The sequence below is a fragment of the Acidovorax sp. Leaf78 genome (assembly GCF_001422735.1).
Lineage (GTDB): Bacteria > Pseudomonadota > Gammaproteobacteria > Burkholderiales > Burkholderiaceae_C > Acidovorax.
In genome coordinates this window covers 1-22,251 of the sequence record NZ_LMLZ01000025.1, presented here as the reverse complement: position 1 = coordinate 22,251, position 22,251 = coordinate 1, and the positions used below count along the sequence as shown (strand labels likewise).

Annotated in this window: 19 protein-coding genes; 2 read left to right on the top strand and 17 right to left on the bottom strand. The window is 67.2% G+C overall.

What is annotated here, in order from left to right:
• Positions 1-57: 57 nt before the first annotated feature.
• The 16 genes from murF to dapF all read right to left on the bottom strand — a co-directional run bounded on the left by murF (position 58) and on the right by dapF (position 18,140).
• Positions 58-1,539: a UDP-N-acetylmuramoyl-tripeptide--D-alanyl-D-alanine ligase gene (murF, locus tag ASF16_RS23570; RefSeq protein WP_056173127.1), complete on the bottom strand. Its 1,482-nt coding sequence runs from the start codon at positions 1,537-1,539 to the stop codon at positions 58-60.
• On the bottom strand, positions 1,536-3,047 hold the full coding sequence (locus tag ASF16_RS23565; RefSeq protein ID WP_056173125.1) for a UDP-N-acetylmuramoyl-L-alanyl-D-glutamate--2,6-diaminopimelate ligase: 1,512 nt from the start codon (positions 3,045-3,047) through the stop codon (positions 1,536-1,538). Before ASF16_RS23565 ends, murF begins: the two co-directional genes overlap by 4 nt.
• Complete coding sequence (locus ASF16_RS23560; protein WP_056173122.1) at positions 3,044-4,789, bottom strand: penicillin-binding protein 2; 1,746 nt, start codon at positions 4,787-4,789, stop codon at positions 3,044-3,046. The genes ASF16_RS23565 and ASF16_RS23560 overlap by 4 nt, the downstream gene beginning before the upstream one ends.
• Positions 4,786-5,130, bottom strand: coding sequence for a cell division protein FtsL (gene ftsL, locus ASF16_RS23555; RefSeq protein WP_056173119.1), 345 nt, complete (start codon positions 5,128-5,130; stop codon positions 4,786-4,788). The genes ASF16_RS23560 and ftsL overlap by 4 nt, the downstream gene beginning before the upstream one ends.
• A 71-nt stretch (positions 5,131-5,201) precedes the next feature.
• Positions 5,202-6,134, bottom strand: a complete 933-nt coding sequence (gene rsmH, locus ASF16_RS23550) for a 16S rRNA (cytosine(1402)-N(4))-methyltransferase RsmH (protein WP_056173117.1) — start codon at positions 6,132-6,134, stop codon at positions 5,202-5,204.
• Positions 6,135-6,136: 2 nt separating this feature from the next.
• A complete protein-coding gene (mraZ, locus tag ASF16_RS23545; RefSeq protein ID WP_056173113.1) occupies positions 6,137-6,565 on the bottom strand; it encodes a division/cell wall cluster transcriptional repressor MraZ in 429 nt (142 codons plus the stop codon).
• Between the two features lie 264 nt (positions 6,566-6,829).
• The gene (gene hslU, locus ASF16_RS23540) at positions 6,830-8,155 is read right to left on the bottom strand and encodes an ATP-dependent protease ATPase subunit HslU (protein WP_056173110.1); all 1,326 of its coding nucleotides are present in this window, start codon (positions 8,153-8,155) and stop codon (positions 6,830-6,832) included.
• A gap of 98 nt (positions 8,156-8,253) precedes the next feature.
• On the bottom strand, positions 8,254-8,817 hold the full coding sequence (gene hslV, locus ASF16_RS23535) for an ATP-dependent protease subunit HslV (protein WP_056173105.1): 564 nt from the start codon (positions 8,815-8,817) through the stop codon (positions 8,254-8,256).
• Positions 8,818-9,045: 228 nt separating this feature from the next.
• Complete coding sequence (locus tag ASF16_RS23530; RefSeq protein WP_056173102.1) at positions 9,046-10,791, bottom strand: STAS domain-containing protein; 1,746 nt, start codon at positions 10,789-10,791, stop codon at positions 9,046-9,048.
• 60 nt (positions 10,792-10,851) lie between these two features.
• On the bottom strand, positions 10,852-11,673 hold the full coding sequence (gene dksA, locus ASF16_RS25755) for an RNA polymerase-binding protein DksA (RefSeq protein ID WP_082517119.1): 822 nt from the start codon (positions 11,671-11,673) through the stop codon (positions 10,852-10,854).
• Positions 11,674-11,851: 178 nt separating this feature from the next.
• Positions 11,852-12,925, bottom strand: coding sequence for a GTP-binding protein (locus ASF16_RS23520; RefSeq protein WP_056173096.1), 1,074 nt, complete (start codon positions 12,923-12,925; stop codon positions 11,852-11,854).
• Between the two features lie 114 nt (positions 12,926-13,039).
• The gene (locus ASF16_RS23515; RefSeq protein ID WP_056173094.1) at positions 13,040-14,275 is read right to left on the bottom strand and encodes a class I SAM-dependent rRNA methyltransferase; all 1,236 of its coding nucleotides are present in this window, start codon (positions 14,273-14,275) and stop codon (positions 13,040-13,042) included.
• Between the two features lie 70 nt (positions 14,276-14,345).
• Positions 14,346-15,017 (bottom strand): signal peptidase I, encoded by a 672-nt coding sequence (gene lepB, locus ASF16_RS23510; RefSeq protein WP_082517118.1) that lies wholly within the window; start codon positions 15,015-15,017, stop codon positions 14,346-14,348.
• A 335-nt stretch (positions 15,018-15,352) separates the two neighbouring features.
• Complete coding sequence (gene xerC, locus ASF16_RS23505) at positions 15,353-16,327, bottom strand: tyrosine recombinase XerC (RefSeq protein ID WP_056173090.1); 975 nt, start codon at positions 16,325-16,327, stop codon at positions 15,353-15,355.
• A gap of 242 nt (positions 16,328-16,569) precedes the next feature.
• Entirely contained in the window at positions 16,570-17,262 is a 693-nt protein-coding gene (locus tag ASF16_RS23500) for a DUF484 family protein (protein WP_056173087.1), read from the bottom strand.
• Entirely contained in the window at positions 17,259-18,140 is an 882-nt protein-coding gene (gene dapF, locus ASF16_RS23495; RefSeq protein WP_056173084.1) for a diaminopimelate epimerase, read from the bottom strand. The genes ASF16_RS23500 and dapF overlap by 4 nt, the downstream gene beginning before the upstream one ends.
• A 193-nt stretch (positions 18,141-18,333) precedes the next feature.
• Here dapF and ASF16_RS23490 point away from each other — a divergent pair, with 193 nt between their 5' ends.
• Positions 18,334-19,044, top strand: a complete 711-nt coding sequence (locus ASF16_RS23490; RefSeq protein ID WP_056173081.1) for a glutathione S-transferase N-terminal domain-containing protein — start codon at positions 18,334-18,336, stop codon at positions 19,042-19,044.
• Positions 19,045-19,075: 31 nt separating this feature from the next.
• Here the strand turns inward: ASF16_RS23490 and ASF16_RS23485 are convergent, their stop codons facing one another.
• Entirely contained in the window at positions 19,076-19,960 is an 885-nt protein-coding gene (locus ASF16_RS23485; protein ID WP_056173079.1) for a LysR family transcriptional regulator, read from the bottom strand.
• 137 nt (positions 19,961-20,097) lie between these two features.
• Between ASF16_RS23485 and ASF16_RS23480 the strand changes: the two genes are divergently transcribed.
• A complete protein-coding gene (locus tag ASF16_RS23480; RefSeq protein WP_056173076.1) occupies positions 20,098-21,300 on the top strand; it encodes an MFS transporter in 1,203 nt (400 codons plus the stop codon).
• Positions 21,301-22,251 lie beyond the last annotated feature (951 nt).

The following is a 22,251-nucleotide window of genomic DNA, read 5'->3' as shown; positions in this document are numbered from 1 at the left end:
CCGGCAGGTTGCCGCACCGCGGGGATGCTGGAGGCGGCCTTGAAGGCCCGCACGTTCTTACTGCGTTGCACCATGGTGTCCCTCCAGTACCTGCGCGGGCGGTTGTCGCTCTTGTTGTTTGGGGTCGTCCTGCACTTGTGCGGCAGAAGCGATTGCCTCCACCACCTGTTCCATCTTCATGAATCGAGATCCCTTGACCAGCACGCTGCCCACGGTGGGCAGGGCCTGGCGCACTGCATCCAGCAGCGCGCCCCTATCGTTGAAATGCCGGGCCACACCGCCTTCGCCTTCGCCGTTGCCGAACGACGCGGTGGCGTGCACCGATTGATCCCCCAGCGCGAACAGGCGCGGGATGCCGGCCGAGCACGCATGCGCACCGGCCTCGGCGTGAAACTGCGGCCCCTGGTCGCCCACCTCGCCCATGTCGCCCAGCACCAGCAGTTGCGGTCCGGGCAGCTCGGCCAGCACGTCGATGGCGGCACGCATGGAGTCGGGGTTGGCGTTGTAGGTGTCGTCCACCACGGTGACCTCGCGGCCCGCGATGCGCACGCTGAAGGCGCGCGAGCGGCCCTTGACCGGCGTGAAGCTGGCCAGCCCCTGCGCGATGGCGGCCAGGGGCGCGCCTGCCGACAGGGTGCAGGCGGCGGCGGCCAGGGCGTTGCTCACGTTGTGGCGCCCGGCGATGTGCAGCTGCGTGGCGACTTCGCCCTGCGGCGTGGCCATCGTGACAGCCCAGGCGCCCTGCTCCCAGGCCGCGCTGCGGCAGGTCACATCGCCGCCGTCGCCAAAGGTGACGGTGCGGCGGCCCTGCGCGAGCGATTGCCACAGGCCGCTGTACGCATCGCCTGCCGGGAACACCGCCACGCCATCGGCAGGCAGGCTGGCAAACACCGAGCCGTTCTCGCGCGCAACAGCCTCCACGGTGTGCATGAACTCCAGGTGCTCGCGCTGGGCATTGTTGACCAGCGCCACCGTGGGCTGCGCCATGGCGGCCAGGAGCGCGATCTCGCCGGGGTGGTTCATCCCCATTTCGATCACGGCGGCGGCGTGGCCGGCGCGCAGGCGCAGCAGCATCAGCGGCACGCCGATGTCGTTGTTGAAATTGCCCTGCGTGGCAAACGCGGCCTCGCCCTTCCAGGCGCGCAGGATGGACGCGATCATCTGCGTCACGGTGGTCTTGCCATTGCTGCCCGTCACGCCGACGAGCGGCAGGCCGAACTGCGCGCGCCAGCCGGTGGCCAGCGCACCGAGCGCAGCCAGGCTGTCGGGCACTTCGATGCCCGCAAGGCCGGCGGCTTCGAGGCCGCCGTGGGCGATGGCCGCGGCAGCGCCACCCGCACGGGCATCGGCCAGGAAGGCATTGGCGTCGTAGCGCTCGCCCTTCAAAGCCACGAACAAGTCGCCCGCCTGCAGCGTGCGCGTGTCGGTGTGCACGCGGGCCAGCGGCGTGGCGCCGTCGCCCACCAGGCGCGCGGCGGGAATGCGCGGCTGCACGAGGTCGAAGGCCTGCTGCAGGGTCAGCATCGTGGCGGCGCTCATGGGCGGGCCTCCCGGGCCTGCAGCGCAGTGCGTGCATGGGCCTTGTCGGAGAACGGCACGCGCACGCCCGCGGTCTCCTGGGTGTCTTCGTGGCCCTTGCCGGCGATCAGCACCACATCGGCCGGTGAGGCCTCGGCCAGTGCGAGGGCGATGGCGGCGGTACGGTCGGGCTCGGCGCGCACCGTGCGACCGGCAATGGTGCCTTGCAGGATCTGGTGCACGATGGTGGCGGGGTCTTCGCTGCGCGGGTTGTCGCTGGTCACGACCACATGGTCGGCCTGGCGCTGCGCCACCGCGCCCATCAGAGGGCGCTTGGCCGCGTCGCGGTCGCCGCCGCAGCCGAACACGCACCACAGCTGCCCGCCCCGCTCGGCCGCGATGGGGCGCAGCGCCTGCAGGGCCTTTTCCAGCGCATCGGGCGTGTGGGCGTAGTCCACGGCCACCAGCGGCTGGCCGGGGCTGTGGATTTGTTCCATGCGGCCGGGCACCGGCGTGAGCTGGGCACACGCATACAGCGCGTGCTCCAGCGGCACGCCCAGCGCCCGCAGGCCGGCCAGCACCCCGAGCAGGTTGGAGACGTTGTACAGCCCGATCACGCGCGTTTGCAGCACATGCGTGTGCGCGCCCTCGGCCACGGTGAAACGCAGGCCGCCATCACCCATGCCGATGTCGCGTGCAGCCAGCCGTGCGGGGCCGGATATGGACACGCTCCAGAGGTCCAGCATGCGGTCTGCCAGCGATGCGTACAGCTCGGCGCCCCGCAGGTCGTCGATGTTGACCACGGCCGCCTGCAGGCCGGGCCACTCGAAGAGCATGCCCTTGGCCTGCCAGTAGGCGGCCATGCTGGGGTGGTAGTCCAGGTGGTCCTGCGTGAAGTTGGTGAACAGCGCCACGCGGATGCGGCTGCCGGCCATGCGGTGCTCGGCCAGGCCGATGGACGAGGCCTCGATGGCGCACGCCGTGCGGCCCGCGTCGGTGAACTGCTGAAAGGCGTGCTGCAGCCGCACCGGGTCGGGCGTGGTCATGCCGGTGGTGGTGAGCGCAGGCGGAACGCCGATGCCCAAAGTGCCCACTACCGCGCATCCACCGTGCGCAATCAGCTCACTTCTTGATAGCACATTCAGGGCTTCGGCCAGCCACCAGGTGGTGCTGGTCTTGCCGTTGGTGCCGGTCACGGCCAGCACGTCGAGGCGCTGCGTGGGGTGGCCGAACCAGTCGGCCGCGATCAGCCCGGTGGCGGCTTTCAGGCCGTGCAGGGCCGCCACCGGCCAGCCGTCGAGCGGGAAGGCCTCGACGCCTTCGTGCTCCACCAGGCACGCCACTGCACCGCGTGCCAAAGCGTCGCCGATGTGCGCGCGGCCATCGGTGGCGGCGCCGGGCCAGGCGATGAAGCCATCGCCCGCGCGGACCAGGCGGCTGTCGGTCTGCAGCGTGCCGGTGACGCGTTCGCGCAGCCAGGCCACGGCGTCGTGCACCGAGGCCAGCAGGGGCAGCGTGCTTGCCGTCATAGCGATTCCTCCACCGTGTTGGCCACGATCTGGGGCTTGACGGCCATGTCCGGCTGCACGCCCATCATGCGCAGGGTCTGCTGCACCACTTCGCTGAACACGGGCGCAGCCACGGCACCGCCGTAGAACACGCCGTTGCTGGGCTCGTCGATCATCACGGCCACGATGATGCGCGGCTTGTCGATGGGCGCCATGCCGGTGAACCAGGCGCGGTACTTGCCCGATGCGTAGTTCTTGCCGACCTGCTTGCGCGCCGTGCCGGACTTGCCACCCACCGAGTAGCCCAGGGTCTGCGCCTTCTGGCCCGTGCCGCCGGGGCCGGCGGCCATCTGCAGCATCTTGCGCACCTGGTCGGCCGTGCGCTCGGAGAACACGGGCACGCCCAGCGCAGGCTCGGACGTCTTGAACATGGTGGCCGGGATCACGCGGCCGCCGTTGGCGAACACGGTGTACGACCGCGCCATCTGGAACAGGCTGGCCGACAGGCCGTAGCCGTAGGACATGGTGGCCTGCTCGACAGGGCGCCAGGTCTTGTAGGGCCGCAGGCGCCCGGTCACGACGCCGGGGAAGTGCAGCTGCGGCTTCTGGCCGAAGCCCGCGGCCGAGAAGGTCTCCCACATCTCGCGGGCAGGCATCTGCATCGCGATCTTGGTGGTGCCCACGTTGCTCGACTTCTGGATCACGCCCTCGACCGTGAGCAGGCCGTAGTTGTGCGTGTCCGAGATGGTGGAGCCGGTGATGTTGATGCGGCCGGGGTTGGTGTCCACCGGCGTCTCGGGGCGCACGCGCCCGCTCTCCAGGGCCAGGCCGATGGTGAAGGGCTTCATGGTCGAGCCGGGCTCGAACACGTCGGTGAGCGCGCGGTTGCGCAGTTGCTCGCCGGTCAGGTTCTGGCGCTTGTCGGGCACGTAGCTCGGGTAGTTGGCCAGCGCCAGCAGCTCGCCGGTGTGCGCATCGAGCACCACCACGCTGCCCGCCTTGGCCTTGTGCAGCGCGACCTGGTCGCGCAGCTTCTGGTATGCGAAGAACTGCACCTTGCTGTCGATGGACAGCTGCATGTCCTTGCCGTCGACGGGTTGCACCGTCTCGCCCACGCCCTCGACCACGCGGCCCAGCCGGTCCTTGATCACGCGGCGCGACCCGGCCTTGCCGGCCAGGTCCTTGTCGAAGGCCAGCTCCATGCCTTCCTGCCCGTGGTCTTCCACGTTGGTGAAGCCCACCACGTGGGCGGCGGCTTCGCCTTCGGGGTACTGGCGCTTGTATTCCTTGCGCTGGTAGATGCCCTTGATGTCGAGCGCCGCGATCTCGCGGCCCACATCCCAGTCGAGCTGGCGCTTGATCCAGACGAAGGTCTTGTCTTCGTCGGCCAGCTTCTTTTGCAGCTCGGCCAGCGGCATGTCGAGCAGCTTGGCCAGCTGCTTGAGCTTGGCACGCGTCTCGGGCTTGTCTTGTTCCACGTCTTCGGGGATGGCCCAGATGCTGGCCGCCGGTACGCTGGACGCGAGGATCAGGCCATTGCGGTCCAGGATCTTGCCGCGGTTGGCGGGCAGCTCCAGGGTGCGCGCAAAACGCACCTCGCCCTGGCGCTGAAAGAACGCGTTGCCGAACACCTGTACATAGGCTGCGCGCCCGGCCAGCGCCAAAAAGCCCAGGGCGATCATGGCCACGATGAACTTGCTGCGCCAGACGGGCGTCTTGCTGGCCAGCAAGGGGCTGGCGGTGTAGACCACGCTGCGGCTCATGGCTGCACTCCCTGCACCGGTGCGGGTGCGCCACCCGTCGAGGCGTTAGCGGCCGCTACTGCGGAAGCCGCCACACCCTGCGGGTCGGACACGTACTGCGTGATGGCCGGCGTGGCCGTACGCATATTCAGCTGCGCCCGCGCGATTTTCTCGACGCGCAGCGGCGTGGCCTGGGCACGCTTTTCGACCTGCAGGCGCTGGTGCTCGGTCTCCAGGCGACGCGCCTCGACCGTTGCGCGGTCGAGCTCGGTGAACAGGCGGCGCGACTCGTACTGGGTGTGCACCAGGTAGATCGCGCTCGCCAGCACCGCCAGCAGCAGGACGATATTGAGCCGGGTCATGTCAGCGGCTTTCCCGCACGCAGGCGAAAGCCGCGGCCTGGCCCAGGTCAGTGCGCAGGTGATGACTCATGTCATGCCACCTCGGTGCGTTCGGCCACGCGCATGATCGCGCTGCGCGAGCGCGGATTGCCGGCCACCTCGGCAGCGCTGGGCTTGATGCGGTCCAGCGCCACGAGCTTCATGGCCTGCGGCGCGGCAAACGGCGCGCGGCGGTCATACACCTCTTTGGAGTGCTTGGCGATGAACTGCTTGACGATGCGGTCTTCCAGCGAGTGAAAGCTGATCACCACCAGGCGCCCGCCCGGCTGCAGCACCGACAGCGTGGCTTCTAGCGCCTGTTGCAGTTCTTCAAGCTCAGCGTTGATGAAAATCCGAAGAGCCTGAAATGTGCGCGTTGCAGGGTTCTGGCCCGGCTCGCGGGTTTTGACCGTGCCAGCCACGAGATCGGCCAGTTCGGCGGTGGTTGCAAGAGGGCCCCGTTCTTCGCGCCGAGCAACAATCGCCTTTGCAATGGGGCCAGCAAACCGTTCTTCACCGTAGTCACGTATCACCTCCGCAATCTGTTGAACCTCGGCAGTGGCCAGCCACTGGGCCACGCTTTCGCCGCGCGTGGTGTCCATGCGCATGTCCAGCGGGCCGTCGAACCGGAAGCTGAACCCCCGCTCCGGGCTATCGATCTGGGGCGAGCTCACCCCCAGGTCCATGAGCACACCCGCAGCGCTGCCGGCGGGCAGGTCGGCGATGTGGCTGAAACCTTCGTGCCGAATGGAAAAACGCGCATCGGTGATGCGCGTTGCTTCGGCGATGGCTTCGAGGTCCTTGTCAAAGGCTACAAGGCGCCCTTGGGGCCCTAGCCGCAGCAAGATGAGCCGCGAATGCCCTCCGCGGCCGAAGGTGCCGTCCACCCAGGTACCGGCAGGTTCGGGGCCCGCGCCGCCCAGCAGCGCGTCCACGGCTTCGTCCAGCAGGACGGTAGTGTGTTGAAGAAGGGAAGGGGATGTCATGGTCAGAAGGAGAAGTCCTTGAAGACATCCGGCATCTCGCCCTGCATGGCCTTGGCCTCCTGCTCGTCGTAGGTGGCCTTGTCCCAGAGTTCGAAGTGGTTGCCCATGCCCAGCAGCATGGTGTCCTTGGAGATACCGGCCGCCTGGCGCAGCTCGGGCGAGACCAGCACGCGGCCGGTGCCGTCCATCTCCACATCCATGGCGTTGCCCAGGAAGATGCGCTTCCACCACTGGGCCGACATGGGCAGCTCGGCGATGCGCTCGCGAAACTTCTCCCACTCGGGGCGGGGGAACACCATCAGGCAGCCGTGGGGGTGCTTGGTGATCGTGAGCTGGCCCGCTGCGGTGGCCGCGAGCACGTCACGATGCCGGGTCGGCACGGACAGCCGACCCTTCGCATCGAGACTTAGCGACGAGGCACCTTGAAACACGGAGGATTTTCCAGTTCGGAATCTTTTGATCCTTCAGAGCCCGAAACAGGCTTGAAGGGCACTTTTCACCACTTAATTGCACTTTTTTGCACTGTAGCAGGAAAAGCACGCCGAACAAGAGGGCGTCCACCAAACTTTTGTAATGAAATCAACAACTTAGGCGCGACTCTGCAGCCGACAGAACGCTAAAAGTCGTTGAAAAATAAGAACTTACGGCGGGCTATGAAAGTGACCTCTCAAGCCCGGCCCGGTTCTACCGTGTCGTCACAGGATGTAGCGCGACAGGTCCTCGTCCTGGCTCAGCGTCTGCAGGCGGCCATCCACATAGGCCGCGTCGACCGTGATGGTTTGGCCCGAGAGCTTCGTGGCGTCGAAACTCACCTCGTCGAGCAGACGCTCCATCACCGTCGACAGGCGGCGCGCACCGATGTTCTCGGTGCGCTCGTTCACTTCGAAAGCGATGTGCGCCAGCCGCGTGATGCCTTCGGGCGCGAATTCAAGCGTGACGCCTTCGGTGGCCAGCAGCGCCTGGTACTGCTTGACCAGCGATGCGTGGGTCTGCGTGAGGATGGCCTCGAAGTCCTGGACCGACAGCGACTCCAGCTCGACGCGGATCGGAAAGCGCCCCTGCAGCTCGGGAATCAGATCGCTGGGCTTGGACAGATGGAACGCGCCGGAGGCGATGAACAGGATGTGATCGGTTTTGATCATCCCGTACTTGGTGGTCACGGTGGTGCCCTCCACCAACGGCAGCAGATCGCGCTGCACGCCCTGGCGCGACACGTCGGTGCCGCTGGATTCCTGGCGGGTGGCCACCTTGTCGATCTCGTCGATGAACACGATGCCGTTCTGCTCGGCATTGGCCACCGCGCGGGCCTTGATCTCTTCCTCGTTGACGAGCTTGCCGGCCTCTTCGTCGGTCAGCAGCTTGAGCGCCTCGGCGATCTTGAGCTTGCGGGTCTTGCGCTTGTCCTGGCCCATGGAGCTGAACATGCCGCGCAGCTGCTCGGTCATCTCTTCCATGCCCTGGGGGCCCATGATCTCGAGCGGCTGCCGGTTCTCGGCCACGTCGATCTCGATCTCCTTGTCGTCGAGCGCGCCTTCGCGCAGCTTCTTGCGGAACACCTGCCGCGCGGTGTTGTCCGCTGCAGGCTCCGTGCCTGCAGCGGCGCGGGCGGGCGGGATCAGCACGTCGAGGATGCGCTCTTCGGCAGCGTCGACAGCGCGGTCGCGCACCTTTTTGGTTTCGGTCTCGCGGGTCTGCTTGACGGCCATCTCGGCCAGGTCGCGGATGATGGAGTCGACGTCCTTGCCCACGTAGCCCACCTCGGTGAACTTGGTGGCCTCGACCTTGATGAAGGGCGCATCGGCCAGTCTGGCCAGGCGGCGCGCGATCTCGGTCTTGCCCACGCCGGTGGGGCCGATCATGAGGATGTTCTTGGGCGTGATCTCGTGGCGCAGGCTGCCTTCGACCTGCTGGCGGCGCCAGCGGTTGCGCAGCGCGATGGCCACCGCGCGCTTGGCGCTGGCCTGGCCCACGATGTGGTGGTCGAGTTCGGAGACGATTTCCTGGGGGGTCATGGAGGACATGCGGGGCCTGCCTTCAAAATTCTGAGCAAAAACAGCCGCTACCGCTTTCTGTACAAGCGCTAGCAGCTATCAAATTGAGAGTAAATCACCATCGACGCTCACAGCGTCTCGATGGTGTGGTTCATGTTGGTGTAGATGCACAGCTCGCCCGCGATCTCCAGCGACTTCTTGACGATGTCCTGGGCCGACAGGTCGGTGTGGTTGAGCAGCGCCTTGGCGGCCGAATGGGCGTACGCGCCGCCCGACCCGATGGCCACGATGCCCTGCTCGGGCTCCAGCACGTCGCCGTTGCCGGTGATGATGAGCGAGGCACTGGCGTCGGCCACCGCCAGCATGGCCTCCAGGCGGCGCAGCACGCGATCGGTGCGCCAGTCCTTGGTGAGCTCGATGGCCGCGCGCGTCAGGTGGCCCTGGTGCTTTTCGAGCTTGGCCTCGAAGCGCTCGAACAGGGTGAACGCATCGGCCGTGGCGCCGGCAAAACCTGCAAGCACCTTGCCGTGGTAGAGCTTGCGCACCTTGCGCGCCGTGCCCTTGACCACGATATTGCCCAGGGTGACCTGGCCGTCGCCGCCAATCGCGACCTGGATGCCGTCAGGGGTCTGGCGCCGCACGCTCAGGATGGTGGTGCCGTGGAACACCGGGGTGTTTTGAGATGAATCCATAGCTGCCGCATTTGGGGGCGCGGGCGCGGCTTTCAAGCAAGGCCGGGACCCTTGAGAGCCCACGCGCCCATCACGCAACGCCACACTCCATTCAGCCCCGCGACTATCCACCGTGCTTTATCGCGTTCCATTGCGCCATGCGGCGATCTGTGCGCCTGCAACGCGTGCACTGGCAAGACACCACCCGCCACGCAGAAGCGCAACGCACCACAGCGCACCTCAGGCCGATCAGTTCTTGCGAGGGATCACCCAGGCGTGTTCATTCACGCCGATCACGTTGAAGAAGATCGCAACCAGGCGCTGCAGGTTGTGGAACTGCACCACATGGCCCTGGCCCTGTTGCTCGGCGGCCCAGTTGAGCACCGAACCTGCGGCCGCAAAATCCACCCGGATGAGCTTGTCGCACGCGATGGTGAGCGGCACGCCCGCCTTCATGAACGCCTGGAAGGGCTCCAGAAGCGGCGCGGCGTCGCCTTCGATATGGCCGCTCAGCACGGCCACCGGGCCGGCGTCGAGCGATGCAGGCACCGAGACGTCGCCGGACAGATCCGACGCTGCGAAATCACTGTCTGCCGCCAGTGGCGCGGCACCCGACGAAGCGCCTTCGTTGTCCGAGTACCCGCAGCGCGGCGACACCCAGGATGGCGGCGAGACTTCATAGGTCACGCAGTAGTCGAGCGCCACCAGTTCGAACTCGTCGGGCTTGCCCATGAGGCGCAACGCAGCCATGCGCAGGCGCCACCACTCGGGGCTGGTGGCACGGTCGCCCGACTGGGTCTTGGCGTCCAGCAGGGCATTGAGTTTTTCGACACCCGAAAACACCAGCTGGCCGTCGCGCTCCGCCCACAGGCTGAACTGGTCGGCCAGCAGCGGCACGGCGGCGTCGTCGATCGACGCGATGCGCGACCAGGACAGGGTCCATGGCGAGGCGGACCGCGCCAGCGATGCCTGCAAGGCCGCCACGGACGACACGCCCAGCGCGGCCGGGGCATTCCAGCTGAAATCCTTGCGCGCCGGCATGGCGGGTGTGGCTGCTGCAGAGGCTGGCGACGCGGGCGCCAGGCCCAGTTGCTCAGGGATCGAGAACCACAGCGGGGCCGAGCGGCTGTACTGCGCGGCGTAGTCGATGGCCAGGGTTTCGAAGCGGTCGTGCTGCCCCGTTGCGCGGTACAGGTCGAACAGCGTCATCCAGATTTCCTGCTGCTCGGCAGGAGGGTCCTGGCGGTGCTGGGCCAGTACATCCATGAGGCCCGCCTCCGCGCCGGCGTGGTCACCGTTGGCAAACCGGATGGCGGCTTCTTCTAGGTCGGGTTCGTGCACAAATTCCTCCGGTTCAGGTGCCGGCGCTGCCGTGGCAGCCGCGGTCGCGTCAGGGCTGAAGGATGCCTCCTCTGTGCCGCCCGCCCCCATCTGTGCGTCCGTGCTGCCAAATCGTCCCACGGCCATGCTGTCGTCGGCAAACAGCGGCTGTACGGCCGGCTTGTTGTCCAGCTGGGCTGGCAAGCTGCCCGGCGCGGTGGGTGCATAGGCGCGTGAATGCGCGGAATCGGGGGTGTCGGAGCCCGACGGGGGCATGACGCCGGGCTGGGTGGGAGCGTCAGCGCCTTGCTTGCTCTTCCACCACTGCTGGGACATCTGCGCTTCGATCTCGTCGATCTTCTTGAGCGTGACGGCGCGCTCGTCGGGCGAGGCCATGCTGCTTTGAAAGAACGAGGGCCGTGCGGTGGGGTCTTCCGTGCGGTGACCCTGCAGCACCTCGCGCTGGCGCAGTTTGCGCAGCTGATCGAACTCGCGGCGCCGCACGAAGTCGTTGCGGCGCTTGCGCTCGATCATCTCCTTGAGCATCTGCTTGCTGTACTGGCTTTCGCGGTCGTCCTGGATGGAGTCGAGCTCCGTCCAGTTGACCGTGGGATTCTTCACGAACCGAACCACCTTGGATAGCAGGCCGCCCGGGGTGGTGTCTTCCTTGCTCATGACTCAGGGGTACAGGTACAGAGATTGCGCAGCGGTGATCAGCATCAGGCCGGGGCCCGATCAGTCCCCGAACATCTTCTGCTTGAGTTCGCGGCGCTGCTGCGCTTCGAGCGACAGGGTCGCGGTGGGGCGGGCAATCAGGCGCCCCGTACCGATGGGCTCGCCGGTTTCGTCGCAGTAGCCATAGTCGCCAGCGTCGATGCGGGCGATGGACTGCTCGATCTTCTTGAGCAGCTTGCGCTCGCGGTCGCGCGTGCGCAGCTCCAGGGCGTGCTCTTCTTCGATGGTCGCACGGTCTGCGGGGTCGGGCACCACGACGGTGTCTTCACGCAGATGTTCGGTGGTTTCGCCAGCGCTGTTGTGGATGTCCTGCTTGAGCTGAACGAGCTTCAGGCGGAAAAACGCCATCTGCTTGTCGTTCATGTATTCGCTGTCAGGCATCGCCATGACTTCGGCATCCGTCAGCTCGGCGGCGGACTTGGTCTTCCAGTTGTTCGCCAGCTTGGGGTCTTTTTTGGCAGCCGTGAAAGTGGGGTGCGCTTGCGCAGTCGTGGGCATGGTATGTAGATAACTGGCTTTGGCAGCGGTGGAAGCCACTGCCTGTGCCATGGATGGTACGGTCAATTGGGCCAATCGGGAAGAAGGCCGGGTCGTGCGCGCGGGTACCTGCGTCGCGGCGGGAGCAGCGGGGACGGGCGCTGGCGCGGGGGCGACTGCGGGGCTGGCGACCTTGGCAACAACAGCCTTGGGGGCGGCAGCGGTCTTGGCCACTGCGGCTTTCGCAGCAGCCTTGGGCGCTGGCGCCGGTGCAGCCGTGCTCTTGGCGGCGGCGGGCTTGGTTGCCTTGGTGGCGGCCTTGGGTTTGCTGGTGTCGGCTTTCACTTCCTGGTCTCCTCGCTGTACGGGCGGGCCCTTGACTGCAGTTGCAGCCAACGGGCGGATGGCAAGCCTTCCGGGGTTTTACCGGGGCGCGATTGTATCGACCTGGGCTGACGCAAACGGAAACGTTGCGGATACAACACAAATCGGGTCGGGATCGGCGCCCCGTCCTACGGATGGATCAAACGAGGCTCTGCTCCAGCCCTTGCAGAAAGATGTCCTTGGGCAGGTCGATGCCGATGAAGACCATCTTGCTCAAACGCTGCTCGCCCTCGGCCCACTGGGGGCCCAGGTCGCTACCCATGAGCTGGTGCACACCCTGGAAGATCACCTTGCGCTCGGTGCCCTTCATATTAAGCACGCCTTTGTAGCGCAGCATGCGCGGTCCGTAAATATTCACGATGGCGCCGAGAAAATCTTCCAGCTTGGCCGGATCGAACGGCCGCTCGGAGCGAAAGACGAAACTCTTCACGTCGTCGTCATGGTGATGGTGGTGGCCGTGCCCATGGTCGTGCTGGTGCGAGGGGTGGCTGCAGTGCTCGCCGTGCTCGTGGTCATGGTCGTGGTGGTCATGGCCGTGGTCATGACCATCGCCCTCTTCCTTGAGGAACTCGGGGTCGATATCGAGCTTGGCATTGAGGTTGAAACCCCGCAGGTCCAGCACTTCCTTCAAGGGCACCTCGCCGAAATGCACGGCCTTGATAGGTGCGCGGGGGTTCATGTGCTTGAGGCGATGGATCAGCGCGTCGGTCTCCTCCTGGGAGACCAAGTCCGTCTTGGACAAAAAGATCTGGTCGGCAAAGCCCACCTGGCGGCGCGCTTCCTGGCGGTCGTTGAGCTGCTGGGACGCGTGCTTGGCGTCCACCAGCGTGATGATGGAGTCGATGAGGTAGGTCTCGGCGATCTCCTCGTCCATGAAGAAGGTTTGCGCCACAGGGCCGGGGTCAGCCACGCCGGTGGTCTCGATGACGATGCGCTCAAAGTCCAGCAGGCCCTTGCGTTTCTTGGCGGCCAGCAACTGCAGCGTCTCGCGCAGGTCTTCGCGGATGGTGCAGCAGATGCAGCCGTTGCTCATCTGCACGATCTGCTCCTTGGATTCGGTCACGAGGATGTCGTTGTCGATGTTCTCTTCGCCGAATTCGTTCTCGATCACGGCGATCTTCTGGCCGTGGGCTTCGGAGAGCAGGCGCTTGAGCAAGGTGGTCTTGCCCGAGCCCAGGAAGCCGGTGAGGATGGTGACGGGGATCAATGCCATGTTGTGTGTCCTTCAAGGGATGAACCCATGCGCTGCACCCGGCACTGCGGGCCGGGTGTGCGTGGCGCAAGGGGTTGTTTTCAGTGTACCGACGCTGTCAAGCCCTTGCCGCGTTCAGCCCTTGCGCATCACCACCAGGCCCTTGAGGTACTCGCCTTCGGGGAATTCGAGGGTCATCGGGTGGTCGGGCGCGCCGCCCAGACGCTCCAGGATGAAGCCGTCCACGCCCGCATCGGCGCCCGCTGATGCGACGATCTTGTGGAACAGGTCGGCGCTGATGCCGCCCGAGCACGAGAAGGTGAACAGCACGCCGCCGGGCGAAAGCAACTGCAGCGCCAGGCGGTTGATGTCCTTGTACGCGCGTGCCGCGCGGTCGGCGTGGGCCGCAGTGGGCGCAAACTTCGGCGGGTCGAGCACGATGGCATCGAAGCGCCGGCCTTCCTTGAGAAACTGGCGCAGCGACGCGTTCACGTCCGCATCCATGAAGCTGGCGTGGTTCAGGTCGAACCCGTTGAGCGCCACATGGGCGCGGGCGCGCTCCAGGGCCGGGCCCGACGAGTCGATGGACGTCACATGCCCGTCCGCCGATGCGCCGCCGGCGCGCATGCCCGCGAGCGCGGCCACGCTGAAGCCGCCGGTGTAGCAAAAGCAGTTGAGCACGTCCTTGAAGCCCAGGCGCTGCGCGTAGTCGGCAAAGCGCTTGCGGCTGTCGCGCTGGTCCAGGTAGAAGCCGGTCTTGTGGCCTTCGGCGATGTTCAGCGTCAAATTCCACTGGTGTTCGTGGATGGTGAGCTCGAGCGGGGGGCCTTCGCCGTCGCCCGGCGTACCCGTGGGGCCGCCGCGCAGCCAGCCGGTGGCGGGCTCGAGGCCCTCGAGCGCGCGCACACTGGCGTCCGAGCGTTCATACAGCTTGGCCAGGCCCGTCTCGCGCAGCAGGGCATCGGCGATCACGGCTTTCCAGCGCTCGGTCCCGGCGCTGGTGAACTGCGCCACCAGGGTGTCGCCGTAGCGGTCCACGATGAGGCCGGGCAGGCCGTCGGACTCGCCGTGCACCAGGCGCACACCGTCGCTTTGCACATCAAAACGGGCTCTGGCGATGATGGAGCGTGCGCAAGCAGCTATGAAAAAAGGAGCATCAATGCGCTGCGCCTCGTCAAAGCTCCACACCCGGGCTCGGATGCGCGAGCTGGGGCTGAACGCAGCCCAGGCCAGGAACTGGCCCTCGTGCGACTCCACGCGCACGGTCTCGCCGCTGTCGGCGCCGCCTTTGGCGATGGCCGATTCAAAAATCCAGGGGTGGCGGCGCAAGAGCGAGCGCTCTTTGCCAGGGCGAAGGCGAAGGGTTTTCATGATGGGGCGATTGTCGCGTGAATGAACGGCCCCATCGCCCACCGCCGCCACGCCAGCTCAGCGCCAGGCCTCAGAGCGGGTGGCCGATGCGCCCGATGCGGGGCGCCCAGTTCTCCAAAATGTCGGCCGACACCAGCACCCTCCGCGCCTGGCCGATGAGCAGGTGCCGCGGCACGAAGCCGATGTAGCGGGAGTCCGCGCTGTTGTCCCGGTTGTCGCCCAGCACCAGGTACTGGCCCGCGGGCACCGTCACCGGCCCGAAGCTGCTGTGCGCCGTCACGCCCTGCAGCCACTGCACGCGGCGCTCGTGACCGTCCAGGTGCTCCGTCCAACGCGTGGCGGACACCTCAGCCCCCAACTCGGCCAAGTGCTCGGTCACCGCCTCGGGCGCGTCGTAGCGCGCCGCCTGGCCGTTGAGGTACAGCACCTCGTCGCGCATCTCCACCGTGTCGCCCGGCAACGCCGCAATCCGCTTGATGAGCCGCGCGCCGTCCAGCGGCGACGAGAACGTGACCACATCCCCCCGCGCCGGATCCCCCAGCCGCGCCACCACCACATCGGTCAGCGGCACCTTCAGGTCATAGGCCAGCCGGTTGACGAACACCACATCCCCCTCCAGCAGCGTAGGCCGCATGGACCCCGAAGGAATCGGATTCCAGTCCGCCACCGCCGTGCGAAAGATGCCGAAGCACAGCAGCAACACGATGAACCCACGGTTCGATTTGACCCATTTCAGCAACATGGCACAACACTCCAAGGCGCCCTACAACAAGCACCCCCTGCTCGGATGCACGGCCTCACATCTTGGTTCCATGACCCCAGACAACGAGAACCACCCCGACCCACCGGCATGCCCGATCAGCGCCAGACACCGGCCCCGCAACCACCAACGCCCGCAGCGCGCGCCGCCCCCACCAGTGCACCCGTGGAGCTGGCTTTGCCAGGCCAGGGGGTGCGTCCCCCTCGGGGGAAGCGGCAACGCCGCTCAGGGGGCGACCCATCCTTCCCGTGGAGCCGGCTTTGCCAGACCAGGGGGTGCGTCCCCCTCGGGGGAAGGCGCGCAGCGCCTCAGGGGGGCTACTTTTTTCTAGCGCGAGGATGCGCCGCGTCATACACCTTGGCCAGGTGCTGAAAATCCAGCCGCGTGTACACCTGCGTGGTGGTGATGTTGGCGTGCCCCAGCAGCTCCTGCACCGCGCGCAGGTCGCCGCTGCTTTGCAGCAAATGGCTGGCGAACGAGTGGCGCAGCATGTGCGGGTGCACCGGCGTGGTCAGCCCCGCCTGCTGGCTGCGCTGGCGCAGGCGCAGCCAGATCGACTGCGCCGTGAGCCGGGCGCCACGCTGGCCGACGAACAGCGCAGCGTCGAGCCGCGCGGCACCCTCGCCGCCAAACGGCGTGGCCCGCAGCTGCAGCCAGGCCTGCAGCGCCTGGGTGGCGGCGCGGCCCACGGGCACGCTGCGGCGCTTGCTGCCCTTGCCGAACACATGGGCCTCGCCCGCCTGCAGGTCCACCCAGCCGCGGCCCAGGCGCTGGGTGTCGGGGCCGGGCACCGCGTCCAGCCCCGCCAGCTCGCCCACGCGCAGGCCGCAGCCGTACAGCAACTCGACCATGGCCGCGTCGCGCGCCTCCAGCCACGGGTCGGCACCGGTGTTGTCGAACTCGGCCAGACGCACCGCGTCGTCCACCCCTAGCGCCTTGGGCAGCGGCTTGGGCGCCTTGGGCGCGCGCACGTCCTGCACCGGGTTGTGATCGATCAGGCCTTGCCGCCCGGCCCAGATGAAGAACCCGCGCCACCCCGACAAAATGAGCGCAATCCCCCGCCCGCTGCGCCCCGCACTGTGCATCTGCGCCACGAAGCGGCGGATGTGCGCACTCGTCAGCTGCAGCAGCGGCAGATTCACCCCGCGCGCGAACTGCGCCAGCCGCTCCAGGTCCAGCGTGTACAGCGTGAGCGTGCGGTCCGCCAGCCGCTTCTCCACCCGCACATGCTCCAGATAGCGCAGCACCTGTGGGTCGGTGGGCTGCGATGAAGTGGCCGGAGCGTCGGACATGGTGGTAACGCCAAACAGAACGGCAGCAGCCTTGAAGCTCTAAACCACCCGCGCGAAGGCCGCAACCGGCGCGCCCCCACGCCAGCGCCACCGTGGAACCGGCTTCGCCGGGCCACGGGTGGCGTCTTCCCTCAGGGGCTGAGGAGCTGCGGCTCCAAGCCTGCCTGCGCAGGCTTGGACAGCTCTGAAGAGCCGCTGCCTCAGGCAGTGGCACCGAGACCCAAAGCGGCTCAGGGGGGAGCTCATTTCAGGCGGATGAGCGCCGCACTGGCCAGCTCGGCCATGCGCGCCAGAAAGTCCGTGCCCATGGTCGCGTCAAAGCGGTGCGCATCGGGCGAGCCCAGCACCAGCAGGCCGAACGCCGGCGTCGCACTGTCGATGGCCCCCGCGCGCAGCGGCAGCAGCGCCAGCGACTGGGCGGGTTCGCCCGGCTCCTGCGCCAGCCAGCCGGCCGGCTCGAAGCCCAGGTTGGGGCCGCAGAACGGCATGGTCAGCGACGAGGCGAACGCGCGCGCGTCCTCGCTCGCGCCCTGGGTGAAGTCGGCATCGATGTACGGGCCGGCCACGTCCCACACGCGCACCGCCGCCTGGGGCACGTCGAACAGCGTGCGCAAGCCGTCCACCACGGCCTGGGGCAGGTCGAACGGGTCCTTGACCTCCAGCAGCGCGCTGGTCCACTGGTGCACCTTGTGCGCGATGGTCGCGTTCTCGGTGCTGTTGCGCACCATCTCCATGATGCGCTGCTCCAGGCCCTTGATCTTCTCGCGCAGCATCTCGGCCTGGCGCTCCTGCAGGCTCACGGCGCGGGCACCGTGGGGGCTGGTGATCTGCACGCTGGCCAGTACCTCCGCATGGCGCTCGAAGAAGCCCGGCGTGTTGGTGAGGAACTGGGCGATGTCGTCTTCGGTGATCGGTGGAATATGGGACGTCGTCATAGGAGGGTGTCGGGAATGTCGATCTGGCCTTCGAACACCGTGGTGGCCGGGCCGGTCATGAAAACGGAATCGGCCGCCTGGCCGCTCCAGGCGATGGTGAGCGTCCCGCCGCGGGTCTCGACCTGCACTTCGGCGTCCAGCAGGCCCAGGCGGATGCCCGAGGCCACGGCCGCGCAGGCGCCGGTGCCGCAGGCCAGGGTCTCGCCCACGCCGCGCTCGAACACGCGCAGCCGCACATGGCTGCGGTCCACGACCTGCAGGTAGCCGGCGTTCACGCGCTGCGGAAAGCGCGCGTGGTGTTCGATGAGCGGGCCGGTCTGCGCGACGGGCGCTGTGTCCACGTTATCCACCAGCTGCACGGCATGCGGATTGCCCATGGAGGCCACCGCTACAAAAACAGGAGCTGCTTGCGCTTGCCCATCGAGCGACAGCGGCCATTTTTGCCCCGAACCCTGGTCCACGGGCGTGAGGCCGGCGGGGTCGAACGGCACCTTGGCCGGGTCGAACTCGGGGCGGCCCATGTCCACCGTCACGCGGCCGTCGGCCGTGAGGCGGGGGGCGATCACGCCGCTCCTGGTTTGCACGCGGATCGTGTCGCGGCCCGTCAGGCCCTTGTCGTGCACAAAGCGCGCAAAGCACCGGGCGCCGTTGCCGCACTGCTCCACCTCGCCGCCGTCGGCGTTGTGGATCACGTATTCGAAGTCGATGCCGTCGCCGGGCGATGGCCGCACGGTCAGGATCTGGTCGGCGCCCACGCCGAAGTGGCGGTCCGCCAGAAAGCGGTACTGGGCGGTGGACAGGCCCAGGCGGCCCTGGGTCTCGTCGAGCACGACGAAATCGTTGCCCGCGCCCTGCATCTTGGTGAAGCGAATCTGCATCCCCGGGATTATCGTCGCAGGACCGGGTTGGCCGCCATGGCACACCCCACCGCACGCACCACAACGCCGGGCTGCCGTGCGGCGCACCCACGGCGCAAGCCCCTGGCGTGCACCGATTCGTACTCCGGTTTAGGCTTGCGCTTTTTCCGGCCCGCACGGCCGCTACCACCACCACTTCGAAGGATCTTTCAGCATGGCCCAGCCCGATCTCTCCGCCTTCACCATCACCCGCAAATGGCCCGCGCAGCACCCGGAGCGCATTCAGCTGTACTCGCTGCCCACGCCCAACGGCGTGAAGGTGTCGATCGCACTCGAAGAGCTGGGCCTGCCCTACGAGCCGCACCTGGTGAGCTTCGAGACCAACGACCAGACCTCGCCCGAGTTCCTGTCGCTCAACCCGAACAACAAGATCCCGGCCATCCTGGACCCGAACGGGCCGGACGGCCAGCCCCTGGCGCTGTTCGAGTCCGGCGCCATCCTGGTGTACCTGGCCAGCAAGAGCGGCCAGCTGATGCCAGAGGACACGGCCGGCCGCTACGAGACCCTGCAGTGGGTGATGTGGCAGATGGGCGGGCTGGGGCCCATGTTCGGCCAGCTCGGCTTCTTCCACAAATTCGCCGGCAAGGACTATGAAGACAAGCGCCCGCGCGACCGCTACGTGGCGGAATCGAAGCGCCTGCTCAAGGTGCTGGACGAGCGCCTGAAGGGCCGCCAGTGGGTGATGGGCGACACCTACACCATTGCCGACATCGCCATCCTGCCGTGGGTGCGCAACCTGGTGGGTTTCTACGGCGCGGGCGACCTGGTGGAGTTCGGCCAGTTCAAGGAGATCGAGCGCGTGCTGGCAGCGTTCGTGAAGCGTCCGGCCGTGGCCAAGGGCCTGAACATTCCGGCGCGCGGCTGAGCCCGGCCGGCGCAGTGCATGGGCTGCCGCGTCAGCCCATGCGCTCCTGCAGAAAGTCCAGAAAACACGCAATGCGCGCGGCCAGCTGCGTGTTGCGGTAGTACACCGCGTTGATGGGCTGGCGCACCTCCACCGTGTCGCGCGCCAGCACCTGCACCAGGCGGCCGCCATCGCGGTCGCCTGCGGTCATGAAGTCCGACAGACACACCAGCCCCACATGCGCGAGCGCCAGCTGGCGCAGCGTTTCACCGCTCGACGCGGTGAGGCTGGGCGCGATGGGCCACTGGTCCCCATGCGCGCCCCGCAGCGGCCAGCGGTTGAGCGACTCGGGCTGGTTGAAGCCCAGCAGCGTATGCCCCGCCAAATCCGCCACGCTTTTGGGCCTGCCCGCGCGCGCCAAGTACTCGGGGCTGGCCAGCACCCTCAGGCGGGTGGTGCACAGGGGGCGCGCGTGCAGGGTCGAGTCTTGCAACTGGCCGATGCGGATCGCCACGTCGGTGCGCCGCTCCAGCAGGTCGATATAACCCTCGTCCGTGTCGAGCTCCAGCGTGATCTGCGGGTAGGCGCTGCGAAACGCCGGCACCAGCGGCACGACAGCGTGCAGCATGAACGGCGTGGCCGCATTCACGCGCAGCCGCCCTGCGGGCTGCTGGCGGCGTGCGGCCATGTGCTCTTCGGCGTCTTCGATGGACGCGAGGATGACGCGCGTGCGCTGCAGGAATGCCTGGCCCTCCTCCGTCAGCTCGGTGCGTCGGGTGGTGCGGCGCAGCAGCGTGGTGTCGAGCTTTTTCTCCAGCCGCGCCAGCGCCCGGCTGATGCCCGAGACCGTCTGGTCCAGGCGGTCCGCGGCGGCGGTGATGGAGCCGCCGTCCACGACGGCGACAAAGGCCTGCAGCTCTTCGAGCGTGGTTTTCATGGAATGCACCTCGGTTCAGACAACCCGCCATTATTGATTTGGCAGCAAGTATCTTCTGCTGATCACCGTCTTTTTCTGCAAAGGACAAGCACCCACACTCCAGGCATTCAACCATTGCCTACCAGGAGTGTTCTTCCATGCCCATTGCCTTGCTCGCGCTGACGCTCAGCGCATTCGCCATCGGCACGACCGAGTTCGTGATCGTCGGCCTGCTGCCCACCGTGGCAGCCGACCTGGCCATCAGCATCCCGTCTGCGGGCCTGCTGGTCAGCCTGTACGCCCTGGGCGTGGCGGTCGGCGCGCCCGTGCTCACCGCCCTCACCGGCCGCGTGCCGCGCAAGGCACTGCTGCTGTCGCTGATGGCGCTGTTCACCGCCGGCAACCTGCTGGCCTGGCAGGCCCCGAGCTACGAGACGCTGGTGGCCGCGCGCATCCTCACCGGCCTGGCGCACGGCGTGTTCTTCTCGATCGGCTCGACCATCGCCACCGGCCTCGTGCCGCGCGAGAAGGCCGCGAGCGCCATCGCCATCATGTTCACCGGCCTCACCGTGGCGCTGGTCACCGGCGTGCCGCTGGGCACCTTCATCGGCCAGCATTTTGGTTGGCGCGAAACCTTCCTGGCCGTGGCGGCGCTGGGCGTGGTGGCCTTCATCGGCAGCGCGTGGTTCGTGCCGCGCGGCATTGCGCACACTCCGCCTGCGTCACTGCTGCAACAGGCCCGCGTGCTGGCCGAGCCACGCCTGCTGCTGGTGTACGCCAAGACGGCGGTCGGCTATGGCGGCACCTTCATCCCCTTCACTTTTCTCGCGCCCATCCTCACGGACATCTCGGGCTTCAGCGCGGGCGCCGTGGGCTGGGTGATGCTGGTGTACGGCGTGTCGGTGGCGGTTGGCAACATCTGGGGCGGCCGCCTGGCCGACCGGCTGGGGCCCATCCCCGCGCTGCGCATCATCTTTGCGCTGCTGGCTACGGTGTTGTTGTTGCTGCAGTTCACCGCGCCCTACCCCTGGCTGGCTTTGGTCACTGTGCTGTTGTGGGGTGCTGTGGCATTCGGCAATGTGCCGGGGTTGCAGGTCTATGTGGTCAAGCAGGCGGAGCGGTTCACGCCGCAGGCTGTGGATGTGGCGTCGGGGCTGAACATTGCGGCGTTCAATCTGGGGATTGCGGGGGCGGCATGGGGTGGAGGGTTGATCGTGACGCATCTGGGGTTGATGCATACGCCGTGGATTGGGGCGGTGGTGGTATTGGTGTCGCTGGGGTTGACGCATTACAGCGGGGTGCTGGATAGGCGCAGTGGGATACCGGTGCGGGGTGGTGGGGCGGTGGCTGTGGGGCATTGAGGGAGGTTGGCTTCGAGTGCTTCCATCACTTTTTTTTCTGGGCGCGGAAACTTCACAGCCGTTCGGGTTGAGCTTGTCGAAACCTGGGCGCTCAACCCACGCCCGTTCGGGTTAAGCCTGTCGAAACCGGGGTGCGCTCGCAGGCTCGCTGGTTTGTACCGCGTGCCTGGTTCAAGGGCGGAGGCCGGGAGTCGCCCGGCGTGCGAGTAACTTTCTTTCGCGTCGCCGAAAGAAAGTCACCAAAGAAAGGGCGACCCTACAGCCTGCGTCCCNAGGGCGGAGGCCGGGAGTCGCCCGGCGTGCGAGTAACTTTCTTTCGCGTCGCCGAAAGAAAGTCACCAAAGAAAGGGCGACCCTACAGCCTGCGTCCCCACTCGCCCTGCGGGCGAGTGGGGCAACCTGCGGTGCTCGGTCGTGGGGTGCGCTGCGGAACTCGCTGCGCGCTGCCGCGCTACGCTCAGACATCCGCAGCGAGTCAGTTCACGATGCGTGTGTCCTTCGGCACACGCTCACCCCACGCCCTGTGCTCCTCGGCGCATCCTGAAGGGATGTGGGAGAGAACATCCACACGGGCCATCGCGTTGCTCGGCCCCGAACGCGCAGGCGCTGCGCGCCGCGACCGCGCGGCCGAGCGAAGCAATKGCCCGTGTGGCTGTTCGGAGGTTGGCTGTTCGGCTGCCCCCCCTGTGGCTGCGCCTGCGTCGGGGCGGTTGCGGGGTGAGCATGCGCGTCGAAGCGCGCATGCTTCGTTATCTAGCTCGCCGTGGCTGTCTGAACGTAGCGCCGCAGGCGCGCAGTGAGTTCCACGGCGCACCCCGCAACCGCCCCGACGCAGGTTTGCCCCGTAGCGCAGCGAAGGGGTCGCAGACTTGGGGTCGCCTTCTCTTTGGTGACTTTCTCTTGGCGAACCAAGAGAAAGTTACCGCGCCGCCGGGCGCGCACCCCGGCTCC